The 21,878-nt window shown below is 49.9% G+C and carries 13 protein-coding genes; 10 read left to right on the top strand and 3 right to left on the bottom strand.

The window, feature by feature from the left end:
* Positions 1 to 2 precede the first annotated feature (2 nt).
* From C5O19_RS10245 to C5O19_RS10255, 3 genes are all read right to left on the bottom strand, one after another.
* Positions 3 to 1,019, bottom strand: a complete 1,017-nt coding sequence (locus C5O19_RS10245; RefSeq protein WP_165795994.1) for a metal-dependent hydrolase — start codon at positions 1,017 to 1,019, stop codon at positions 3 to 5.
* Positions 1,020 to 1,418: 399 nt separating this feature from the next.
* Positions 1,419 to 3,212, bottom strand: coding sequence for a M14 family metallopeptidase (locus C5O19_RS10250; RefSeq protein ID WP_104711864.1), 1,794 nt, complete (start codon positions 3,210 to 3,212; stop codon positions 1,419 to 1,421).
* A gap of 243 nt (positions 3,213 to 3,455) precedes the next feature.
* Positions 3,456 to 5,162, bottom strand: a complete 1,707-nt coding sequence (locus C5O19_RS10255; protein ID WP_104711866.1) for a M14 family metallopeptidase — start codon at positions 5,160 to 5,162, stop codon at positions 3,456 to 3,458.
* Between the two features lie 293 nt (positions 5,163 to 5,455).
* On the opposite strand from C5O19_RS10255, the gene C5O19_RS10260 reads away from it, so the two are divergent.
* The 10 genes from C5O19_RS10260 to C5O19_RS10305 all read left to right on the top strand — a co-directional run bounded on the left by C5O19_RS10260 (position 5,456) and on the right by C5O19_RS10305 (position 21,847).
* On the top strand, positions 5,456 to 7,510 hold the full coding sequence (locus tag C5O19_RS10260; protein ID WP_104711868.1) for an OmpA family protein: 2,055 nt from the start codon (positions 5,456 to 5,458) through the stop codon (positions 7,508 to 7,510).
* Between the two features lie 147 nt (positions 7,511 to 7,657).
* Positions 7,658 to 9,394: a glycosyltransferase family 39 protein gene (locus C5O19_RS10265; RefSeq protein ID WP_104711870.1), complete on the top strand. Its 1,737-nt coding sequence runs from the start codon at positions 7,658 to 7,660 to the stop codon at positions 9,392 to 9,394.
* Positions 9,395 to 9,493: 99 nt separating this feature from the next.
* The gene (locus C5O19_RS10270; protein WP_104711871.1) at positions 9,494 to 10,312 is read left to right on the top strand and encodes a transketolase; all 819 of its coding nucleotides are present in this window, start codon (positions 9,494 to 9,496) and stop codon (positions 10,310 to 10,312) included.
* A gap of 80 nt (positions 10,313 to 10,392) precedes the next feature.
* Complete coding sequence (locus C5O19_RS10275) at positions 10,393 to 12,378, top strand: GDP-mannose 4,6-dehydratase (protein ID WP_104711873.1); 1,986 nt, start codon at positions 10,393 to 10,395, stop codon at positions 12,376 to 12,378.
* A 96-nt stretch (positions 12,379 to 12,474) separates the two neighbouring features.
* Positions 12,475 to 13,371, top strand: coding sequence for a transketolase family protein (locus C5O19_RS10280; RefSeq protein WP_104711875.1), 897 nt, complete (start codon positions 12,475 to 12,477; stop codon positions 13,369 to 13,371).
* Positions 13,372 to 13,405: 34 nt separating this feature from the next.
* On the top strand, positions 13,406 to 15,037 hold the full coding sequence (locus C5O19_RS10285) for a hypothetical protein (RefSeq protein ID WP_104711877.1): 1,632 nt from the start codon (positions 13,406 to 13,408) through the stop codon (positions 15,035 to 15,037).
* Between the two features lie 247 nt (positions 15,038 to 15,284).
* Positions 15,285 to 16,031, top strand: a complete 747-nt coding sequence (locus tag C5O19_RS10290) for a glycosyltransferase family 2 protein (RefSeq protein WP_094808924.1) — start codon at positions 15,285 to 15,287, stop codon at positions 16,029 to 16,031.
* 47 nt (positions 16,032 to 16,078) lie between these two features.
* Complete coding sequence (locus tag C5O19_RS10295; RefSeq protein ID WP_104711879.1) at positions 16,079 to 17,470, top strand: protoporphyrinogen/coproporphyrinogen oxidase; 1,392 nt, start codon at positions 16,079 to 16,081, stop codon at positions 17,468 to 17,470.
* Positions 17,471 to 17,621: 151 nt separating this feature from the next.
* Positions 17,622 to 20,339, top strand: coding sequence for a hypothetical protein (locus C5O19_RS10300; protein ID WP_104711881.1), 2,718 nt, complete (start codon positions 17,622 to 17,624; stop codon positions 20,337 to 20,339).
* 77 nt (positions 20,340 to 20,416) lie between these two features.
* Entirely contained in the window at positions 20,417 to 21,847 is a 1,431-nt protein-coding gene (locus tag C5O19_RS10305) for an MBOAT family O-acyltransferase (protein WP_104711883.1), read from the top strand.
* Positions 21,848 to 21,878 lie beyond the last annotated feature (31 nt).

A 21,878-nucleotide genomic window follows, 5' to 3' on the forward strand; every position in this document is an offset into this window, starting at 1 on the left:
ACTTAATACTTCTCAAGGTTACCCGTTTCGCCCTTGATCCGGCGGAACATTTGCTGAACGCTCTTCCAGGTCCAGCCCGTAAAGCGGCCCCGCTGCATGACCAGCCGATTGTCGTAACCGGGTGTCAGGTAAAAATGAAAGGCGAATTCGGCGTCTGGATTTTCCCAGCCCCGAATCTGTCCAAACCGCAGAACGTTGAATTGCAGGACCGATTCCTTACGGCTCACGGTATAAAACCCCCGTGAAAAATATTTCAAATTCTGGACTTGTGCATTTTCATGGGTCAGTAATTCTTCTCCTTTCGGTACGTAATGAAAAGCCGTTTGCCCCCGATCCCATACGGAACGATATCCCAGTTGATAGTCCGCACCACTTTTTGCCACGGCGTACCAGAGTAAGCCATTGAAAGGCGTAGGCGTGGTGAAATAATCGCTGTACGGCAAATGCTGAGCTGTCAGAGAGGCTTCGATTTCTTCGTTGATGCGTCGCTTGTGCTCAATCGTCCACAGCGTGTACAAACCGCAGGGAATCAGTCCTGCCAGCAACCATACCCGACGACTGGCGGCTTCCGGCCGTAATTGCCAGAGGGCTATACTCGCCACTACCAGTGAAAGCGTAAACAGGGGATCAATTACGTATAAAAGATTGAATGTCAATCGTTGCGAACTAAAGGGTTCGAGAATACCCGTTCCGTAGGAATTGCACAAATCCAGCAGATCATGCAGCAGTAGTTGAAGTACCCCAAATCCGTACAGGCGAAGGAAAGAGACTTGCGGATAAAACCTTCGAATCAGCCCCGCCAGCAAAGCCGGTAACAGAAACGCAACAACCAGCGAGTGGGTGATTCCCCGGTGTACCAGCAGGTTTTCAGCGGGTGATAACCAGAGACTCGTTACCGAATCGATATCGGGCAGGTTTTGAGCAATTGCTCCCCAGAGTAGAGCCTTCTTACCTATTTTTTTGGTTAAAATCGCTTCGCCCACACAAGCTCCGATGGTAATATGGGTCAGTGTATCCATGGGAAAGGGGTAGTTCAATTCCCTCATATAAAGAGGTGTGGGAAGGAAATTGTTTCGGGAGTTGGGCTTGAGGTTTGATTAGGTTTGAAGTTTGAAAAGCGTTCCATGGGTTCAATACCATTAGCCCCGTATGCAATGCGGGGAACATGCATCGACAGGAACCTGCCAACTTTAGACTAATCAAACCCGATCATACGTCAAACCACATACCAAAGAAACTGGCGTAAAAAAAGACGCTATTCCCGAAGGAACAGCGTCTTTTGTAAAGTATCAGGTTTGAGAAAGGTTTGATTCGTTTAAAGTTTGAGTCGGGGAAGGTTCACACTCCATGAATCGGGAATTTAAACCTCAAACCCTTTCAAACTACTCAAACCTGAAACTTCCCTCAAACCATCCCTACTACTTCTTCGTAAAACTGCCCGAAGCCGTCGTCAGGCCACCTTTCTGGCTGTTGACTTCGATATTCCAGTTCGCCGGGTTTCCTTTCACAATCCAGCGAAGGCGAACGTAACCCATTCCCGGAATGTTGGCGACCTCCAGCGTTTGTGGGTTGAGTTTCTGCTCTTTGTAGCTTTCAAAAGCCGGGTTAGAACCGTATCCGTAACCACTTCCATCGGGATTCGTCATTTGCAGACCACTGACCACCTGAGCCTCTTTGAGAGTGATGTAATCAGGCAGGTTGATTTTGTTTTTCACATCAAACGACGAGTGTGTAGGAATAATCCGGCTATTGGTAATCGTGGCTGTAATTTCCGTCAGACCATTGCCCAGCTCTTTCTTCGCGACTTCCTTCACCTCGATTTTAGGCATCTGGTTGGCGTGGAAAATCGTGAAAGCCGCATTACGGTGGCCATCCGTTTCGAGGATAAAGCCGGGGTGGTTCCGAATGTAATTTTTCTTGAATCCACCGATTTCAATGTCGCCGTACTGCGGGTGTTTGAAGGGTTTCCAGTCCACAAAGGCATCACCGTGTAGCAGTAATCGGTCAAAATCGTACGGTTCCGTATTGGGAGCGTTCCGTAGTTCATTGGCTTCGCCTTTTTTGTTGAAATACAGATAGGACGTCCACAATTCATTCGAGAACATGAAAATTCCACGACCCAGAGCAAACCAGTCGATTTCTCCGCCGTATACCGTATACAGAATTTTGTGAATGGCTCCGTACTGGTAGGTTGGGATCATTTTCTCGCCCGTTTTGCCCAAGTAATCGTATACCTGCACGTCAGCGGGATCGTAATGTACGTCGTCTTCCGCCGCACCGGGACCGCGTAAAAACATCCCGCTATAGTTGTGGTAACTCTGAGCCCCGGCAATGTTGGGGTGCTTCATCACCCATTCCATAATCACTCGCGGCTCGGGCAAACTAAACGGATATTTATAAGCTCCACCCTGAATGTAATCGGGCTGCCAGTTCCAGGCCCAGTCGCGGTTCGGATCGTAGCTACCGGGACGGTCTTCGTTGACGAGGCCATCACCGTCGTTATCAAGGCCTTCGATCCCGAGCATTTCGTACTCACCTGCTTCATCGGGTTTTGCCGGAATCAGCATCCGGGGATCTTCGGGGTTTACTTTCAAACGACCATAGGGAGATTTCCGACGCATCATCGTAATCTCACCATCGCCGTCGAGATCATCGAAATTATCCTCGTCGACCAGTCCATCGCCGTCATCGTCAATCGGTGTCATACCCGAGCGGGGTGTGTTGGCCGTGTTCGGCTTGTAGATGAAATCCTCGCGGGCATCGGGGTTAATCGTCGGAGCGAAATAAAAGGTTTTATCCCGTAGCAATTCCTTGATAAACTGATTGTTGGCGTGGTTTTCGGTCAGGTACCAAGCCGCGTACAGAGCCATTTCTGAGCCCTGTAATTCATTGGAGTGAATGTTGGCATCCGTCCAGAAAGCGGGCTTCTGCGTATCGCTTTTGCCAGACTTCAGGTCCGTTATCGTCAATACATACAGGTCGCGACCCTGCTGCGATTTACCGATGGTTTCGAGTTTCGCCAGATTCGGGTACGCTTTCACCATGCGTTGCATGATGTCAACGAGACCTTTGTAGTCGTAGTACCGGTTCCAGGCAACCTGTACTTTCGGATTGGGCGGCGTACCAATAGCCCGAATGCCGATGGGATCTTTCTGCTGAGCCAGCACCGATACGCCCGACAGCAGCAGCGAAAGGGTTAAAATTTTCTTCATGGAAATAGCGTATGAATGGAGAAGTGCTTGTCTGGATTTGACTGCGTTTCTAGTTTGCGTACGTTTTTGGTTTAAATGGGTTTCTAGTTTGATACGGTTTGAAGGCTTATTCAAGCGTAGATCATACCACACTTCCTTTTACTTCATCCTACCTTTTCAAACATGAACAAACCCTTTTTCAAACTACCTGAAACCAACTTAAACCTTCTCAAACGCTAGTCAAACCGCCGCAAACGCCCCTCCTTATTTCAGATTAACAGTAACTTTGGATGAACCTGCCGGTGCCGATGAAGCTTCGATGGTGAATGTTCCCGTACCCGATACCAGCCAGGTCAGTTGCTCGACGCCGTTACCGGCAATCGCGGTGCGGACCAGCTGATGCGTACGACCCGACACCAGCTTCTGATTTTTGGCGGGTGTCGCCACAATTTTCAGACGGTCTTCGTATTTCACCCGGTTACCCAGTTCGGAGTGCGTCGGCAGTAAACCCTTGTTGTGCACATCCACCGTAATACGGTTCAGACCTGGCGACAGCGTTTCCGTTTGTACATTCACGATCTCTACTTCGGGCATGGCTTTGGCTACGCTCAAGAGAAAACTGGCGTGTTTTTCGGCCGCCGGCGTCAGCATAGCTACGGGTGGGTTCCATTTGACGAAAGGTACCAATCCACCGACTTCCACTTTCTTACCAGGAAAATCAGGGTGTTTAATTTCCTTCCATTCCACAAACGCTTCGATATTATTAGCTTTCGCCCATTTCAGCAGTTCTACGTCTTCTTCTGAACCTAGGGCCGGACTCGCAGCGGCTCCGCGACCAGCTCCCATACCGGGCCGTCCACCGGGTACTGGCGTAGCTCCGGCCGGACGAGGACTGCCCGCCCGAGCAGTATCCTTGGGCATCCACCAGCCGGGCGTTGAGAAACTCAGTTTCCCGAAATGATAATACGCCCAGGAAGGGAAGTCGCCTTTCGTAGACGGTAAGCTCGGAGCGTCTTTCAGTCCAGTCGCCGTGTACAGCTTGCTCACGTATTCGTTGACGGCCACATCTTTCGCCTGCCAGCCTTTTACGACCCGCTGATTGGCCTTCATCGGATCAAACTTGTAGGCTTCGGTCAGATTGTTGGCAGGACCAAATGTTAGAATGGCGTACACGTTTTTGTTCTCGTACAACCAGTCGATCAAAGCCCGGTTTTCCAATTCCGATACGGGGTAATCACCCGAACCGGGTTTGAAAGGCTCGTATTCGAACGTAAAGTTTTTATTGAGGTGAATCCCACCCAGGCCGTCCTCATTGAATGCCCCGTCTTTGTCATTATCGATGCCTTCGGTATACACCAGGTACTGACCCTGTTCGCCCTTGGCAGCGTCTGCTTTCACCAATACGCGAGGGTCGCCTTTGGCTACGCGGTAAGTTCCCGTCGGATCTTCGATTCGGATTTGGGTAATGAGCCCATCGCCGTTCAAATCTTCCGGACCGTCTTCATCCACACGACCGTCCCGATCTTCGTCCACGGGTCGGGCCGTAGACGAACGCTCATACTTCAGTTTAGCGAAGTACTGAGCCGCCGCATCGGGGTTTAGGTTAGGGAGAAAGTAGAAGGTTTTGCTCGTAAGCAATCGGGCTACGCTGTCGGAAGATGCTCCGCTCAATAATTTTTCTGCGGTTTGCAGAGTTAATTCTGTAGCGGCCAGGTGCCAGCCTTCCAGATTGGCGACAATCACGACCGCCGGTTTTTTGCCGCGATCGCCCTGACCGACGCTGAGTACCCAGAGGTCTTTTCCAGTAGATGTTTTGCCGATGGATTGCAGGGAAGTTAGGTTCTTGTACTGGGCGTTAAGTTGCTGAAGGCGTTTGGTTAAAGCCGCCTGGTCGGTATAGCCAGACTGGGCCCACAAACGGCCTCCCAGCAGCAGGCCAAGCCCAAGCGTGCTGATGAAGCGTTTTCTCATAAGGGGTTATTTGATTTTATTTGAAACTTGAAAGGGGGCATTCGGCCCATCTTTTCACTGCAACAGCCAGAGCTGTACCGAAAAAAAACAAAGTTTATTTCCCGCTTCCAGACAAAAATAGATGTTGACACGGGCGTTCACTTTGGTTTTCTTCTAATTTTCGACTAAAATCGAAAGAACAGAGATAAGAGGTCTGAGCTTTTGCGTTAAGAAGTACCGGAGCAACCCATTTTCTGCGTACCACCACCTAATTTCTGCAGAAGGGTTACTCCTTTTATCACCGTCTTTGATTCATGAAACGAGCGATTGGGCTAGTAGTAGTTTTATTTTTTTGGGGATTTAGCCTTCAGGCTCAACGTATCTACTGGGCTTCGAAAGTCATACAGGTTTCTTCTGAAACAGCCAGTAATGATCCGGCGTACCGTGCGGTACAGGTGTTGGGCAAACCCAATACGGGTCCTTACGCAGGCTCTAGCAAGGCTGCCTGGCAACCGGCCCAACCCGATTCGGGCGAGGAGTTTGTAAAAGTGGCTTTCGATACGCTCACTCGCATCCGGCAAGTGATTGTGGTTGAAAACTTCGGAGCGGGCTGCGTACATCAGGTTTGGGCCAGCGACGAAAAAGGGGCTGAAAAATTAATTTTTTCTAATACGGAAGCCGTACCAGCGACCGAAGGAAAGATATGGTCGATTAAACTTCCCGCTCTTACCCCCTACCGGGTCTCCGCAATTCGCGTGGTACTAAACACCGCCCGCCGACCGGGCATGAACCAGATTGATGCCATCGGTATTTCGCTGGGTGCGGAAAGCTACCAACCCGTTATCAAACTAGCCGCCAGCCGTTCGCCGCAGAAACTGGTCAAGGAGAATCTGGGGCCAGCCATTAACTCGGCGGCGAAAGAACTGAATCCCATCATTGCTCCGGACGGTAAAACGCTCTTTTTTACCCGTTGGAATCACCCCGATAATATGGGCGACCCTATGTCTGATTTTCCGGGAGCACCGGCGATGAAACGGCAGGATATCTGGTTTTCCCAGAACCTGAACGGCGTCTGGCAACCGGCTCAGAACATCGGGGCTCCGCTCAATAACAAAGATCACAACGCCATCTGCTCCATTTCCGCGGATTCCCGTACGGCCCTGCTGCTCAACCAGTATATGCCCAATGGCGAAATGCAGTTCGGTATTTCCTCTTCCTACAAAGGCAAGGCGGGCTGGTCGTTTCCTAAACCCGTTATTATTGAAAAACTGGATTTAGTACGGGATGAAAATGGCTACTTCACCGAATATTCGCTTTCGCCCGACAAGCGGACGATGCTCATGGCCATTCACCGCAGTGATTCGCGGGGCAGCCGGGATTTGTACATTTCGTTCCTGCAAAAAAATGGGCAGTGGTCCCCACCCCGCAACCTGGGTCCGGACATCAATACTGCCGAAGAAGAAGGCTCGCCCTTTCTGGCGGCGGACGGGAAGACCATCTATTTCAGTACCCGAGGCTGGCCCGGTTACGGCGATCAGGACATTTTCGTAAGCCGTCGCCTCGACGATAGCTGGCAACGCTGGTCAGAACCGGAAAACCTGGGACCGGACATCAATACGCCGGGTTGGGATGGTTACTTTACGGTACCCGCCTCGGGTGATTACGCGTACCTATGTTCGGATCAGAATTCGCTCGGCGGTGAAGATATTTTTCGGATTCGGATCAATGAAGCCATCAAACCTGAACCCGTGGTCATTGTTTCGGGTACGGTGCTACATGCCTATACCCTAAAACCAATGACAGCCGATGTAATAGCTCAGGTGCTGGAAGGTAAAAAAGACAGTATTCAAACGGAATTTAATCCCGAAACCGGAGAGTATAAATTAATTCTGCCGCTCAAAAAACTGTACGGTCTAAACTCGTCGAAACAAGGCTTTTACGCCCAAAGCGAAGAGCTGGATTTACGGAACGAAAAACGGTACCGGGAAGTACGTAAGAACCTGCTTCTGGTTCCCATGGAAAAAGGCACGCGGATTGTCATGAATACGGTCTATTTCGAGCAAAGTCAGCCCGAAGTAGATTCGGCCTCCTTCGCGGAATTACGCCGACTCGTCCAGGTAATGAAGGAAAATCCCAACATGCAAATTATGATGGAAGGGCATACCGACAATCAGGGTGATTTCAACGCCAATCTGGTTTTATCCCAGCAACGCGTGGAGCATATCAAGAGCTTTTTGGTCTTTAAAGGCATTGCCGAAGACCGGATTATCTGTAAAGGGTACGGGTCGAGTCGCCCGATTACGAACAATTACAGCGAGGAAAACCGCCGAAAAAACCGCCGGGTAGAATTCACGATTTTACGGAAATAAGCTTTCGCTGAACCATTTTACACCCCGTTTTATGAAAGAGCACTGGGGGATGAGCTTGCTTTCAAATCTATTCTTGATTTGCAGGACTGTGGGTTTTTAATCATTTTCGCGGCTGATTCAGTCTAACCGGACTGAATACATGGTGCCATGTCAAGACCCACTATCTACCTTCTTCTCTCTGGAATTCTTATTCTTGCGGTCGGTTTACGACTGTATACGCTCGGCGATTACAGTCTGTTTTTCGACGAAAAATCTACCCTGCTGGTTTCGCAGGGCGTACCGCTGGAGGGGGCCAATCAACCAGAATTACACCAGAAATATTTCACACCCAAGGATTTCTGGCGGCCCAAGCACATGGCCGACTATTACGAAGCCATCAATCGGAGTGACATCGGAAATTCTCCCGCGTACTACGTGCTGTTTCATGCCTGGGTGGCTTTGTTTGGCATGAGTGATTTTACGCTCCGACTGCTTTCGGTCATTTTCAGCGTTCTGACGGTAGCTCTGGTCTTCCGGTTCACGCAAAAACACCTCAAGAGTGATCGAATGGCCCTGTTTGTGGCTTTATTAATGGCCATCGAGCCGTTTTTTGTTGCTTACAGTCATCAGGCCCGTAACTATTCGATGACGTTCTTCTTTACGCTGCTGGCTACGGACGTTTTTCTGGATATTGTTCGCTCCACCAGACCTGTTCACTGGACCAGATTTCTCTGGTACGGATTGCTGGCCTGGCTGGTATGGTTCTGTCACTTCCTGGGCATTGTCGTGATTGGTATTCACGGCTTGTACGTATTGCTCTACGTACGGAACTTGCGAATCTGGATGGGCTTAGCTCTTTCTCTGATTTTTCCGGTACTGGGTATGGTCTGGTGGATGTCACCCGGCAAAGGCGGCGAATACACGCTACATACGCTGAAGTATCAGGGAGAACTTTACAAAAAAATTGCGGATACGCAGACGGATGGCATGATTACGCCGGCGACTCTTCCGAACATCTGGAAGAAACTGGCTCCCGTATTAGCTGATCAGTTTTGGGTGAGCAACGGACTGGCCAGCCGCCTGAGTGGTAAACGAAATCTGATTATCCTGTCGATTACCACGGTACTTTCCCTGTTTGCCATTTGGCAGTACCAACGCAAGCAACAGTTTCGCTGGTCACTGATTGCGATTGTATTAACCATCGTATCCCTCTTTTTATACACGACTCAGCCCTTTGCCTTCCTGGCTTTCCAGAGTTCGATGATTTTGGCGGGTGTTCTGCTGGTATACGCGTTCAAAAACCGGGCGGTGGCCGAACGTCCCTTACTGGTCTTTTTCGTACTGCTTACCTTTTTACCGACCGCTTTTCTGGTAGTAATGTCCCTAAAAAACGGACATACCTTTGGCATTACACAACGCTACGGGGGTTTCTCCTTTCCGTATGCGTTGATTCTGATTGCCATTGCTTTACGTGAAAGTAGACGCCTGCCGCTCTGGAGTAAAGCGGTTGTGGGTGTGGCCTGCGTCGCTCAGATGGGCTGGCTGGTTCAGGTTTTACAGGAAATTTACGAAGACCGATCACCCAAGTACACCTACCGTTCGGAAGCCCGGATTGCAAATCCGTACTGGGCGGCGGCTCAGGAGATCAAAAAGCTGTACGTCCCTGGTGACACTATTCTGTACCCCAGCGGTGTGAAAGATGTTTATGGATCAGCGGATGAGTACACAGCAGACATTAAAATCTCGATTCTGGACGCTCAGCTGACCAATGTCTACTTACCGAAAGATGCCTCGTATTGGCAACGAATTGACTCCCTTGAGCAGGATAAGTTGTATCTTTGGCAAAAATCAACGGGTCAAAAACGTCTGATTTTCGATTTTGAACGTTCTAAATATCGGTACTAAGGTTGCTTCGCACGAAAAGCCTTCCGGTACCGACCTCAGCATAAGCCCTCTACGGGCCTGACTACCATTAACCATTTTCAACTGCCAGCCTTACTTTCCATGTTGGAAACTGAATTGAAACAATTAGCCGGGGAACTGCGACTAAAGACGCTCGAGCTCTACAAAATGGCCAATGCGGGTCATATTGGCTGTTCGATGAGTTGCCTTGATTTGATGATCGGATCGCTCGTCAAACAAAAGCGGGATTCGGAAGTCTTCATCCTATCCAAAGGACACGCCGCAGCGGCTTTGTATACGTGCCTGAATCATCTCGGTGAAATTTCGGACGACACCCTGCAGACGTTCTATAAAAATGATACAACGCTTCCGGCTCACCCCGCTCCCAATAAACATACGGGCATTCCCTTTGCTACGGGTTCCCTAGGCCACGGACTGCCCATTGCCACGGGTATTGCCAAAGCCAATCAGCTCAGCGGTGAGGACGCTCTGACGTTCGTTTTGATGTCGGACGGTGAAACCAATGAAGGGACAACTTGGGAAGCTTTACACTTTGCCGTAAACAATCAGCTCGATCAGTTAGTAGTATTAATCGACCGGAATCGTTTGCAGGGATTTGGCCACACCCAGGATATTCTAGGTGATTCGGCGGACCCCCGCAAATACGAAGTGTTGGGAGCTGACGTCGTTGAGATCGATGGCCATGACATTGCGACGATCATTCAAACGATTGAACAGCTACGCACCCAACGCAACGGCAAGCCGAAAGTAGTCGTCGCCAATACCATTAAAGGCAAAGGCATCTCGTACATGGAAAACCGCATGGAGTGGCACTACCTACCCATGTCAGCGGACCTGTACGCCCAGGCCCAAAAAGACGTCATCGAAGCGTATCAACTATCTGTAGAACACGTTCTTTAGTTTACAGTTGTCGGTTTGCAGTGTTCAGTTGGGTTTCTTCCTGAAAACTGAAAACTGAAAATTGTAAACTACCCTATCTAATGACCGAATTATTACGTGACGATATTTTGCAGTTGCGAGGGCCCATCTTCGTGTATGGAGCCAGTGGGTTTATCGGAGCTGCCCTGTTTGAAAAGATTTTTGCCGTTCGCAAGGACGTGTATACCCTCACCCACGATGCCCGCAAAGCCTGGCGACTGAAATTACTCGACGTACCGGCGGAGAATGTCATTCACTGTGACATTGTTTCGCCCACGTCCGTAAAGGGGGTTTTTGATGAACTGCAACCCAAAACCGTCTTCAATCTGGCGGCGTACGGGGCGTACTCCAAGCAGCAGAACGTCATTCTTACCTACGAAACCAACGTCATCGGTACGGTAAACATTCTGGAAAACTGTACGCCGGAGACCGTGTATATTCACGCAGGCAGCAGTTCTGAATACGGATTTAACTGTACAGCTCCCGCCGAAACGGATCCGGTTGAACCGAACAGTCACTATGCGGTCTCGAAGGTTTCTTCGGCGTATCTGATTCAGTTTTACCACCAGGTACAACGCAAAAAAGCGGTCAACTTACGGCTGTATTCCATTTACGGCGATTGGGAAGAACCCGATCGGCTAATTCCACGTCTGGTGGAGAACGTTCGAAAAGGACAACTTCCTCCGCTGGTATCCCCCGAAATTTCCCGCGATTTTGTGTACGTGGATGACTGTATTGCCGCCTTTGTGAAAGCGGCTCTGGCCGACTTCAACGTCATTGGTGGTAATTCCTATAACATTGCCTCGGGGGTGAAAACCACCATCGCCGATCTCGTCAAAACCGTACAGGAACATTTCGGGATCAACCAGGAAGCGGTCTACGGCACCATGCAAAACCGCAAGTGGGATTTGGCCGAGTGGTATGGCGATCCTTCAGCCGCCCGCCGGGATCTGAACTGGGAAGCTCAGTATACGCTGGCTCAAGGTTTACGACGCACCTATGATTGGCAGGAGCGACATCAGTACGAAGAACGCATCATTCCGGCCTTCCAGAATCCGTATCTGAATCCGGTTATTTCGGCCATCATCGCCTGTTACAAGGATGCCCAGGCGATGCCTTACATGTACGAACGCCTCGTCAAGACGTTCAATGCGATGAAGGTGCGGTACGAAATCATTTTCGTGAACGACCGCTCGCCCGATAATACGGAACAAGTGCTGGAAGAGTTGTGTGCTAAAGATCCTAACGTGATTGGCATCACACACTCGCGGAATTTTGGTAGTCAATCGGCGTTCCTCAGTGGGATGGAAATCTCAACGGGTGATGCTGTTGTCCTGATGGATGGTGACTTACAGGATCCACCGGAGATTATTCCCGACTTCTACGAAAAGTGGCAAGAAGGCTACGAAGTGGTCTACGGAACGCGGGTGCAGCGGGAAATGAAACCGCACATGCACGTGTTCTACAAACTCTTTTACCGAATTTTCCAAAGTCTGAGTTACATCCCCATCCCCCGCGATGCCGGTGATTTCTCCATGATTGACCGGAAAGTGGTAAAAGAACTGGTCGCTCTCCCCGAAACCGAGCAATTCCTGCGGGGATTACGGGCCTGGGTGGGCTTCAAGCAAACGGGAGTTCCCTATGTACGGCCTGAGCGGATGTTTGGCGTATCGACCAACAACTGGCGGAAAAACATTGGCTGGGCGAAAAAGGCCATTTTCTCCTTCAGTTTCGTACCGCTGGAACTGATGAGCTACGCAGGTTTCACCCTCACGGGACTTTCCGTACTGGGCATTTTCTATCAGATTCTGGCCAAGTATTTCATTGCACCGGATACCCCACAGGGCTTTACTACGGTTATTATCCTGATTACGCTGTTCGGCGGTTTAACCTTGATGGGGCTGTCGTTCCTAGGCGAGTACATCAGTAAGATTTTTGAAGAAACGAAAAAACGGCCCAAGTTCATCCGAACGATCGTCCGTAAAGGCGGAAAGAAATACCAGACGTCCGAAGAGATCAAAACGCTGGTTACGCAACAGAAAAAGTAGTAGCGTTATGAGTTTAGTGTTTGGAGTTTTGGGTTTAGAATGACGTCACCAACTCTAAACCCAAAACCTTAAACTCTAAACCCAAAACACATTCTTATGAGAAAAGAATTTAGTGAAGCCATTGAAAAACTGGGAGCGGCGGATGAGAAACTCGTATTCATTACGGGTGATTTAGGTTACAACGCTCTTGAAAATGTGCAGAAAACGCTGGGGCCCCGCTTCATCAATGCCGGTGTAGCCGAGCAAAATATGGTCGGTATGGCCGCCGGATTAGCCTACCGGGGTTACAAGGTCTTTTGTTATTCCATTGCTCCGTTCATTGTCTATCGCTGTCTGGAGCAGTTCCGCAATGATGTTTGTCTGCACAACCTGCCCGTTTTTCTAGTGGGAAATGGCGGTGGCTACGGCTACGGGATCATGGGGAGTTCGCACCACGCCATTGAAGATATGGCGGCTCTGAGTCCGCTACAAAATGTCAAGTGCTGGGTACCCGCCTTTGCCGACGAAGTGGAACTCAGCATCGAAAGCATGGTACGGGAAGCACGTCCGGCTTATCTGCGATTAGGCTACGGAAAAAATGCGCCTTCGTTTGAACGTGAATCGGGTTCCTTCCGCATTCTGCGTACGTACCCCGATGCTCAGGGTACAGTAGTAGCCCTGGGACCAGTGGCTCAGAATGTACTGACGGCTTTGGAACAATCGGGTCAGCCATGGAATGTACTTACGGCTCTTACCCTGCCCTTACAGCTTACGGATGAAGTAGCAACCTTACTCGAATCCGCCGGCCATGTGTTGGTGGCTGAAGAGCACGTTAGCATTGGTGGATTGGCTCAGCAATTATCAGTACAGGTACTCGAACGTGGCCTTTCGCTGAAATCGTTTAAAAGTCTACGGGCCGAGGGCTATCCGGGTGGGTTGTACGGCGATCAGGCGTATCACCAGCAACGTTCTCACCTCGATCCCGACTCCATTGTTCAAGCCTTAACTCTGTAATTGAAGCGGCCCCTCACGGGCTTTGATTTCCGGAATGTCCCTTAAAAAAAGTATCGCTTTTCTGGCTCTGCTGGCCGGTCTGGTACCCATTTTCTGGTACTTCAGCCTGCTTCATACCTACGCACTTAATATTCCCAAGTGGGATGATCACGGCTTACGGGCGTTCATCGAACGGGTTGAGTCGGCTAAAACCCTGGGACAGGTATTTCAGGCCTTCTGGCGACAGCACAATGAGCACCGGATCGTTTACGATCGAATCATTTCCTTCCTGGATTACACGCTCACGGGCAAGCTCAACTTCGTGCACCTGATGTGGGTGGGCAATGCCTCGCTGCTGCTTTTGCTGATAGTCTGGGGGAAAGCCCTGCAACCGTATCGCTCGCTGGCTTATCTCTTGCCGCTGCCTTTTTTGCTGTTCAATCTTTCGCAGTGGGAAAACATGTACTGGGGCATGGCCGCTTTACAGAATTTCAGTGTCGTTGCCTGGGTCGCGTGCGGACTGTACGCCCTGTCTTATCACCGTACGCTGGGCTGGGCGATAGCTTGGGGAATACTGGCGGGTATTACCAGTACCAACGGTTTGCTACTTTGGCCCATCGGGGCAGTCCTGTTATTTCTTCGCTCTTCCCGAAAGAAAGCCTGGCTTTGGACGGGTCTGGGCATCCTTTTCTGGATTTTATATTTCCTGTATTACAACAAAACCGAGCAGCCTACGCAGCCGGTACCCAATAAAGTACTGACCTTCATTCGATCAGTACTGCTGTTTTCCGGGTCTGTTGCGGAACCCTTGTGGCCCCGCAAATCGACGTTGGTGGTACTAGTCACCGGAGCCCTGCTGGTTTTAGCCGCTTTGGGCATGACCACGCAGTTAGGCTGGAAGGCTTGGCGTTCAAAGCTGACTTCGTTGGATACTTTCTTACTCGGCATGCTGGCCTTCGTGGGCGGCACGACAGTGATGGTTGCCATTGGACGGATGGGTTTTGGCGAAGCAACGTTCATGACCAGCCGGTACAAAATCTATACGATATTGTTGGCGATGCTGGTGTATACCTGGCTACTGATGCAGGTCTCGACTACCGTGCGAAAAGCCATTGGGCTTACAGCGAGTGTACTGGGCGTAGCCATTCTACTCGGCTGCTATTCGTATTTTTATGATGATACGCTTCGGCTGCGTAATGAGTTGTTGAGCATGCAGTTCAACTGGACGTACCCGCGGGTACCGGTAAAAGAGCCCCTGATCAATGATCCGGCTCCGGCCTGGTACGATGCGTATGCAGATGACATGATCAAAGGTGAGTTTTCCCGCTGGAAACCCTACCCTATCTCTTTACAGCCGTCGGCAGACTTTACCTTGCTGACCAGCGAAGGCTTTGCCAATGGCATGGCTTTCCCCGGTTCGTATTACTTACTGCGTAGCCTGAAAAAATCGTATTTGATACCCTTTGGTTTTACCACAACGACCCAGCCCTTTGCCTCTCCCCGCAATGAGCAATACATTCAGCCGGTTTCACAGACGGCCCTTTCACACGCACATTATGAACCAGGATTGTATCTAATTTTCGTGGTCCAACAAACGGATACGGGTTCTCCCCGCTTTTACCAGACGGGGCGGTCTATCTCCATTGAACCCCGTCCAGAATCCCCAGCTTTGCCGCAAAACTGGTAAGGAAGTGGATTAAGGAATTGTTATGATCGTTGAAACAAGGCACTTTTAATCCATAGCATTCAAAACAAAGCACTCATCTTAAAGTTATATCGTATAAACCCGGGACATGGCTTAACACCGTTTGATCTTATTTCGACTGAAACCAAGGAAGCTCAGGAGTATAAACCTGATTCATCGAAATATTGCACTACCTTTGCGGCATCAACCTATATCATGTTGCCTTTAGTCCCCAACCAATAGTTATTTCATGTCTGTTCTGCTATCCATTGTAATGCCTGCCTACAACGAGGAGGAAATTATTGAAACCGTTGTTCAAAATTGGTCGGCATTCCTTGAAAAATACTTTCAACCCCTTGGCGAAACTCGCCTGATTGTTGTAAACGACGGCTCTAAAGATTCAACCGGAGCCAAATTAGATCAAATTGCTCCGAAGTACCCTCTACTGATGGTGGTCCACCAGAAAAATGGAGGTCACGGAAATGCCGTTGTACATGCGTATCGGAAAGCCGTTGAAATTAACTCAGAATGGGTGTTTCAAACGGATTCTGACGATCAGTTCGTAGCAGAAGATGTACTGAAACTTTGGGAAAAACGGAATGAATCCGAATTTATCATGGGCTTCCGCCAAGTACGGCACGATGCGACATTCCGGCTTTTTGTAACCCGGGTTTTGAAGTACTCGCTGTACGCCGTTTACGGTACGTTCATCTCCGATAGTAATATTCCTTTCCGCCTCATCAAAGGAAGTCTGCTTAAGAAGCTGCTCGCTCAGCTTCCGACGCCGCTGCCGTTTGCCCCCAATATCTTCCTGGCTATCATGGCTCGTAAGGCGGGTAACAAAACCTTTGATATCCCCATTACGCACAAGGAACGGGCAACCGGTGAGGTTTCCATTCAAAAAATGAAATTACTGAAAGTGTGTTGGCAAAGCTTCCAGGAGCTCTTCAAATTCCGCCAGGAGCTCAACTCAAAAGTGAAAGCCATCAAATCCTAAGTACTATTTAGTTGTACCATTCTGACTCATTTAGAAAATTATTCAGCATGAATTATCAGTATGTAATTATTGGGTCAGGCCCAACGGGTCTGGGGGCGGCGTATCGTTTGAAAGAACTGGGCATTACCGATTTCCTGGTTCTGGAAAAAGAAGACCATATTGGAGGGCTGGCCACCAGTTTCGTTGATGAACAAGGCTTTACCTGGGACGTAGGCGGACACGTCCAGTTTTCTCACTATAAGTATTTTGACGACCTGATGCTGAAGGCTCTTGGAGCCGATGGCTGGTTGACGCACCAACGCGAAAGCTGGGTCTGGATTGAGAACCGTTTCGTACCCTATCCCTTCCAGAACAACATCAAATACCTCTCGCAGGATACGATGTGGAAGTGTCTGGATGGCCTGATTGACCTGTACAAGAATCCTTTCCAAGGTAAGCCTAAAAACTTCCGCGAGTGGATTTTAGCTACGCAGGGCCGGGGTCTGGGTGAGGTTTTCATGTTCCCGTATAACTTCAAGGTTTGGGCGTATCCAACCGAAGACATGAACGCCGTATGGGTAGGCGAACGCGTATCCGTTGTGGATTTACACCGCATTACCAAAAATATCTTATTCAATAACGACGATTATTCCTGGGGCCCCAATGCCACCTTCCAGTTCCCCAAACATGGCGGTACGGGAGGCATCTGGGAAGCCGTAGGTGATCTGGTGGGTCGCGAAAACATTCTGCTCAACGCCGAAGTAACCAACGTTGATGCCCAACAAAAGCAGATTACGCTGGCCGATGGTCGTACGGTAGGATATCAGACGTTACTGAATACCATGCCCGTGGATTTGTTCACGAAAAAGGTACAGGGCCTCGACCCAGCCGTTGTGGAGAAAGCTCAGGGCCTCAAGCACTCGTCAACTAACGTGATTGGTATTGGTCTGAAAGGCCAACCCAAAGCAGAACTGGCGACGAAATGCTGGATGTACTTCCCCGAATCCAATAGTCCCTACTACCGGATTACGGTATTCTCGAACTACTCCCCCAACAACGTACCCGACATTAATACGCAGTGGTCGTTAATGGTGGAAGTGAGTGAGTCACCCAAGAAACCCGTGAACCAGGAAACGCTGATGGCTGAAACCATCCAGGCGTTGCTGGAAGATGGACTCATCGAATCAGCCGACGACATCATTTCTAAATTCCATATTCGTTTCGAGTACGGTTATCCCACGCCAAGTGTTGAACGCGACGGCATTCTGAAAACCGTATTACCCGCTCTGGAACCCTTTGACATCTACTCCCGTGGTCGCTTCGGTGCCTGGAAGTACGAAGTTTCCAACCAGGATCACTCCCTGATGCAGGGCGTGGAATGGGCCAACCGAGTAGCGATGAACGTACCCGAACTCTCACTCTTCTTCCCCGACACCGCTAACGCCATGTGGGGTAAGTAAGCTCAATTTTTATTTGAAGTTTCGACGAGGAACCTTTTATTCGCTGCCAGTCGGGAAACCGACTGGCAATTTTATTAAGTTGTTCCGTACATTCGGTATTACATACGGTGGCTAACGCCCCGCTCACCGATTTTCTAAAAATTGACCCTTAGTGAAGCGTATTTACTGGATTCTGGGCCTTGCTATCGTTATTGGATTAGGTTGCTGGGCGTATTACCGCTGGTCAACGAACGAACGCTCGGCCTGGGCCTACATCCCGGAAGATTATCTGTTAGCCGTTGAAAGTACGGAACTACAGAATCCCTCCGAGCCCCTGCGTTCCTACCAGATGAAGCTTTCCGATTTACCGATCCTGGAAGAAGCTCAGGATGCTCTGAGCGTTCTGCGGCAGGCGGTGACGGACACGGCTCAGTTGTCGAATTTTCTGCACGGAAAAACCATCACGTATGCCCTGCACGTGGAAACTAGTAGTACCGTTAATTACGTACTCTATATCCCCTACCAGGCTCAGGATCAGATCTTCTTAAGTCAACTCAATTCCCTCAATTCCAAAGCCGTACGGGGTCTTACCCATCAAACGGCCAAACAGGCCATTACCGACGTTACCATTGCGGCCAGCCGTAAACGGTTTTCGTTCATGCAATACGATAACTATTTGATTTTGAGTCCGTCTTCGCTACTGGTGGAAAACGTGGCCATGAAAATCAGTAAGTTACTTGATGTTCCGGCCACTTCGCCGCCCGTACCTGCGGAATACGTTACTGCCAAAACCAAACTCTGGCTGAATGGCCCGGCGTTGAAATTACTGGCCGGGCGGATCATGAATCAACAATCGCCCGGCGGATCATTATTGTCGCTACTGCCCACGAATACAGCATTTCAATGCCAGGTCGACGGCCTGAGAAAAGAACTATCGGTTCAAACCACCACCAATCTTCCGGAAGCCAATCCTTACTGGCACACCTTCGACGGCCAGCAGTCGGGTGGTATGCTCAGTCAACGTTTCATTCCCAACGGAACGGCCACGATGGTGAAGCTCAACCTGTCGGACCCCATTGGCTGGGCCAATCGTTTTATCCGCTACCAGCGGAAACACGAATCCGAGCTGGCGGACCAGAAATCACTGTGGCAGGACAACTACCCCGTCACGCCCGATTCTATTTATTACCACATCAATCGGGAGCTGGTGCTATGCCGCATGGAAAGTGATGAACTTAACGAAGGCGGCAACTTGCTACTGGTAAAGCTGAATCAACCCAAAGCCTTTATTCGCTGGATTCAGAAAGACGCTGCCGCGATACGGGAACACGAAAAAGCTCCCCGCTTTGAAGAATTAGTTGCGGGAAACGTTGTACGCCAACTCTTACTGACGGAAGTTCCGGCGGTCTGGTTTGGGAGTGCTTTTCAAGGCTTCCCCCGCACTTACTACACGATCGTAGACGGATACGCCGTCTTTGGCAGCAATGTGCAGGTGATCCGAAATTATATCATGGATTACCGACGGGGGAACGTCTGGATGAACTCGGCTCAGGCTCAGGAAGTCCTGCGGCTTATGAAGCCCCAACCATTCACGATGGTTTTTAATGCCGGAAAATCCTGGTTTTCCGTTTTGAAGGGCCTCAAAAATGAGTGGAAAGGTCCGATTACCAATCTGGAAGAACCGCTCAAACGCCTGAATTTTCTTACCTGGCAAACCGGCGTTCGGGCGGGTAAAGTTGACCATCGACTCATCTGGACCAAAGGCCGCATCACGGCAGATCCCGGTCTGCTGCGAAAAGTATTCCTGCAAAAGCTCATTCCGAATCCGCTGGGTCGACCGTTGCAGCGAGAGCCTTACGTGTACCGGAATGCTATTATGGGTACGACCGACCTGATCATTCAAACGCAGGATCATGACCTGATTCCCGTAGCCATTGGAGCCGCTCCTTCGGTGAAATTCCGGCTGTCGGGTCCGCTGGTTGCTCCGATTCAGTTAATGGACTACTTTGGCAAAGGACGCGATCAGCTCGTACTCTTTACGGCCGACCGCCTGTATATCCTGAATCCCACGGCGAAAGGTTATCAACTGTACGCGTCCAAACCCTTCAGCCGTTTGCTGGACTATCGGCTGACCATTTTCGATCAGACGCCCGAACGGCGTACTCAGTTTTCGGCCCTCGACGCCGAAGGTCGACTATACACGGTCAGCAAGGCTGCGTTCAACCTTGTTCCTTCCGGGACCATTCCCGATGTGCGGCATGCCTTGACTCCCATTACTCAGGTAACTACGCAGGGCGATTCGTACGCGGTGCTGCTCGAACCCAACGGCCACCTGACGCTTACCAATGCGAAAGGCAAAGCTTTACCTCGTTTCCCGATTCAACTCAAGCAGAACTTTGACGGGCCTGCCTTTGTCGAAACGACCGATCGCGACGCGGATTTCTCTCTGCAACTCGTCAGCGTTTCTGGTGAAATTCTAAAAATGAATCAGGAAGGCAAGATTATCCAGCACCGACAGCTGATCAAGCCATCCCGCGAAACGCGTTTCCGGACATTATTAGAAGAAACCGGGAAGGACTGGCTCATTGTGCAGCAAACGAATCAGAACGTAACGATCTTAGATAAACAGGCCAATTCGCTCTTTAATATTTTCCCGATTACACCGGAAAGTCAGTTGCGATACTTTGCTTTTGGAGCCGAAACGAAAATTTTATCCGTGACGGATTCGCGGGGTACCATGCTGTACAATTTACAGGGCGAACCGATGATTCAGGCCCCCATTCCGAGCCTTTACCCGGTTACAATCGAGTTTGCGGAGTCCTATCAGAAGCTGTTCATCTATGCTACCAGCGGAAAAGGAGTACAGATTCTGACGTCCAAAATCCGTTAATCCAGGGGTCCGTGCTCCTATTCCCATGAATTTCCAATCCAAACCGTTAGTTTTGGGCGTTTTTTATACGACTTCCAATGGTTTTTAATTCCCTTCAATTTCTTCTCTTTTTCGGAATCGTAACGCTTAGTTATTTTAGTCTCCGGTGGAGTGGACGCTGGCTATTACTATTACTGGCCAGTTGTTATTTCTATCTCATCTTCGTTCCCAAGTATATTCTGATTCTTTTTGGAACGATTGTCATTGATTACATCGCAGGTATCTGGATTGAAAATACCAAAAATCCCCGCAACCGAAAAGCCTTACTATTACTGAGTCTGGTGGCGAATGTGGGTATTCTGGCTTTTTTCAAATACTTCAATTTTATTGCCGAAAATGTGGAAGCCGTTTTGCATCTGCTGGGCAATACGCGGCATATTCCGCGGCTTGGGATGGATTTGCTACCGGGCATTATCTTACCGATTGGTCTGTCGTTTCACACCTTCCAGGCCATGAGTTACACCATTGAAGTGTACCGGGGCAATCAGAAAGCCGAACGTCATTTTGGGATCTATGCTCTGTACGTGATGTTCTATCCGCAGCTGGTGGCGGGACCGATCGAACGTCCGCAGAACGTACTTTGGCAGTTCCACGAATACTTCCCTTATAATTGGGAGAATGTCAAGGAAGGACTCATGCGAATGGCCTGGGGCCTTTTTAAAAAGGTAGTCATTGCCGAACGGCTGGCAATGGTCGTAGACCCGGCCTACGCCAACATTAGCGATCATAACGGTACGAGTCTCTGGGTGGCAACCATTTTCTACAGCTTTCAAATCTACTGCGATTTTTCGGGCTATTCAGACATCGCCATCGGAGCGGCCAAAGTGATGGGCTTTACCCTGATGGAAAACTTCAAGTCCCCGTACGAAGCTGCTTCAATTTCCGAATTCTGGCGTCGCTGGCACATTTCCCTGTCTACCTGGTTTCGCGATTACATTTACATTCCACTGGGCGGTAGTCGGGTGTCGCCCGCTCGCCAGTATTTCAATCGATTTGCGGTCTTCTTTGTCAGCGGTATCTGGCACGGAGCCAGCTGGAACTTCGTCATTTGGGGTACCCTTCACGGGTTGTACCAGACGCTCGCCCAGATTCGGGATAAGTTCATGGAAAAACGGAGTATTCAGGTTCCTACGGCCCTGTGGTACCGCCTGTTTCAGGTCATCCTGACGTTTGGGCTGGTAACCCTGACCTGGGTATTTTTCCGGGCGGTAACGCTGGGAGACGCGTACCGGGTATTCAAAGGGCTGGCTTCCATTTCCATCCACGACACTTTACAAACGCCGCTCAACGCTACGGAAATGTGGTTTAGTATCGCCCTGGTCGCGTTTATGATGTGGAAAGAGTACCGTTATTTTCTCATTCCGACCAAGAAAAACGGACCGTTCTGGACAGTGTTTACACTCCTGATTCTCAGCTGTTATTTCTTCGGAGTATTCAGTTCTAACCAGTTTATCTATTTTCAGTTTTAGGAGATTTCGGCCTGCCGGTATCATCCATACG

This window comes from Siphonobacter curvatus, from assembly GCF_002943425.1.
Classification (GTDB): domain Bacteria; phylum Bacteroidota; class Bacteroidia; order Cytophagales; family Spirosomataceae; genus Siphonobacter; species Siphonobacter curvatus.

Excerpts from the sequence above, each read along its gene's own strand:
- C5O19_RS10280 (WP_104711875.1), top strand. The coding sequence starts at position 12,475 with ATGAGAAAAGAATTTAGTGAAGCCATTGAAAAACTGGGAGCGGCGGAT.
- C5O19_RS10305 (WP_104711883.1), top strand. The coding sequence starts at position 20,417 with ATGGTTTTTAATTCCCTTCAATTTCTTCTCTTTTTCGGAATCGTAACG.
- C5O19_RS10245 (WP_165795994.1), bottom strand. The coding sequence starts at position 1,019 with ATGGATACACTGACCCATATTACCATCGGAGCTTGTGTGGGCGAAGCG.
- C5O19_RS10275 (WP_104711873.1), top strand. The coding sequence starts at position 10,393 with ATGACCGAATTATTACGTGACGATATTTTGCAGTTGCGAGGGCCCATC.
- C5O19_RS10250 (WP_104711864.1), bottom strand. The coding sequence starts at position 3,212 with ATGAAGAAAATTTTAACCCTTTCGCTGCTGCTGTCGGGCGTATCGGTG.
- C5O19_RS10265 (WP_104711870.1), top strand. The coding sequence starts at position 7,658 with ATGTCAAGACCCACTATCTACCTTCTTCTCTCTGGAATTCTTATTCTT.
- C5O19_RS10255 (WP_104711866.1), bottom strand. The coding sequence starts at position 5,162 with ATGAGAAAACGCTTCATCAGCACGCTTGGGCTTGGCCTGCTGCTGGGA.
- C5O19_RS10290 (WP_094808924.1), top strand. The coding sequence starts at position 15,285 with ATGTCTGTTCTGCTATCCATTGTAATGCCTGCCTACAACGAGGAGGAA.
- C5O19_RS10295 (WP_104711879.1), top strand. The coding sequence starts at position 16,079 with ATGAATTATCAGTATGTAATTATTGGGTCAGGCCCAACGGGTCTGGGG.
- C5O19_RS10285 (WP_104711877.1), top strand. The coding sequence starts at position 13,406 with ATGTCCCTTAAAAAAAGTATCGCTTTTCTGGCTCTGCTGGCCGGTCTG.
- C5O19_RS10260 (WP_104711868.1), top strand. The coding sequence starts at position 5,456 with ATGAAACGAGCGATTGGGCTAGTAGTAGTTTTATTTTTTTGGGGATTT.
- C5O19_RS10270 (WP_104711871.1), top strand. The coding sequence starts at position 9,494 with ATGTTGGAAACTGAATTGAAACAATTAGCCGGGGAACTGCGACTAAAG.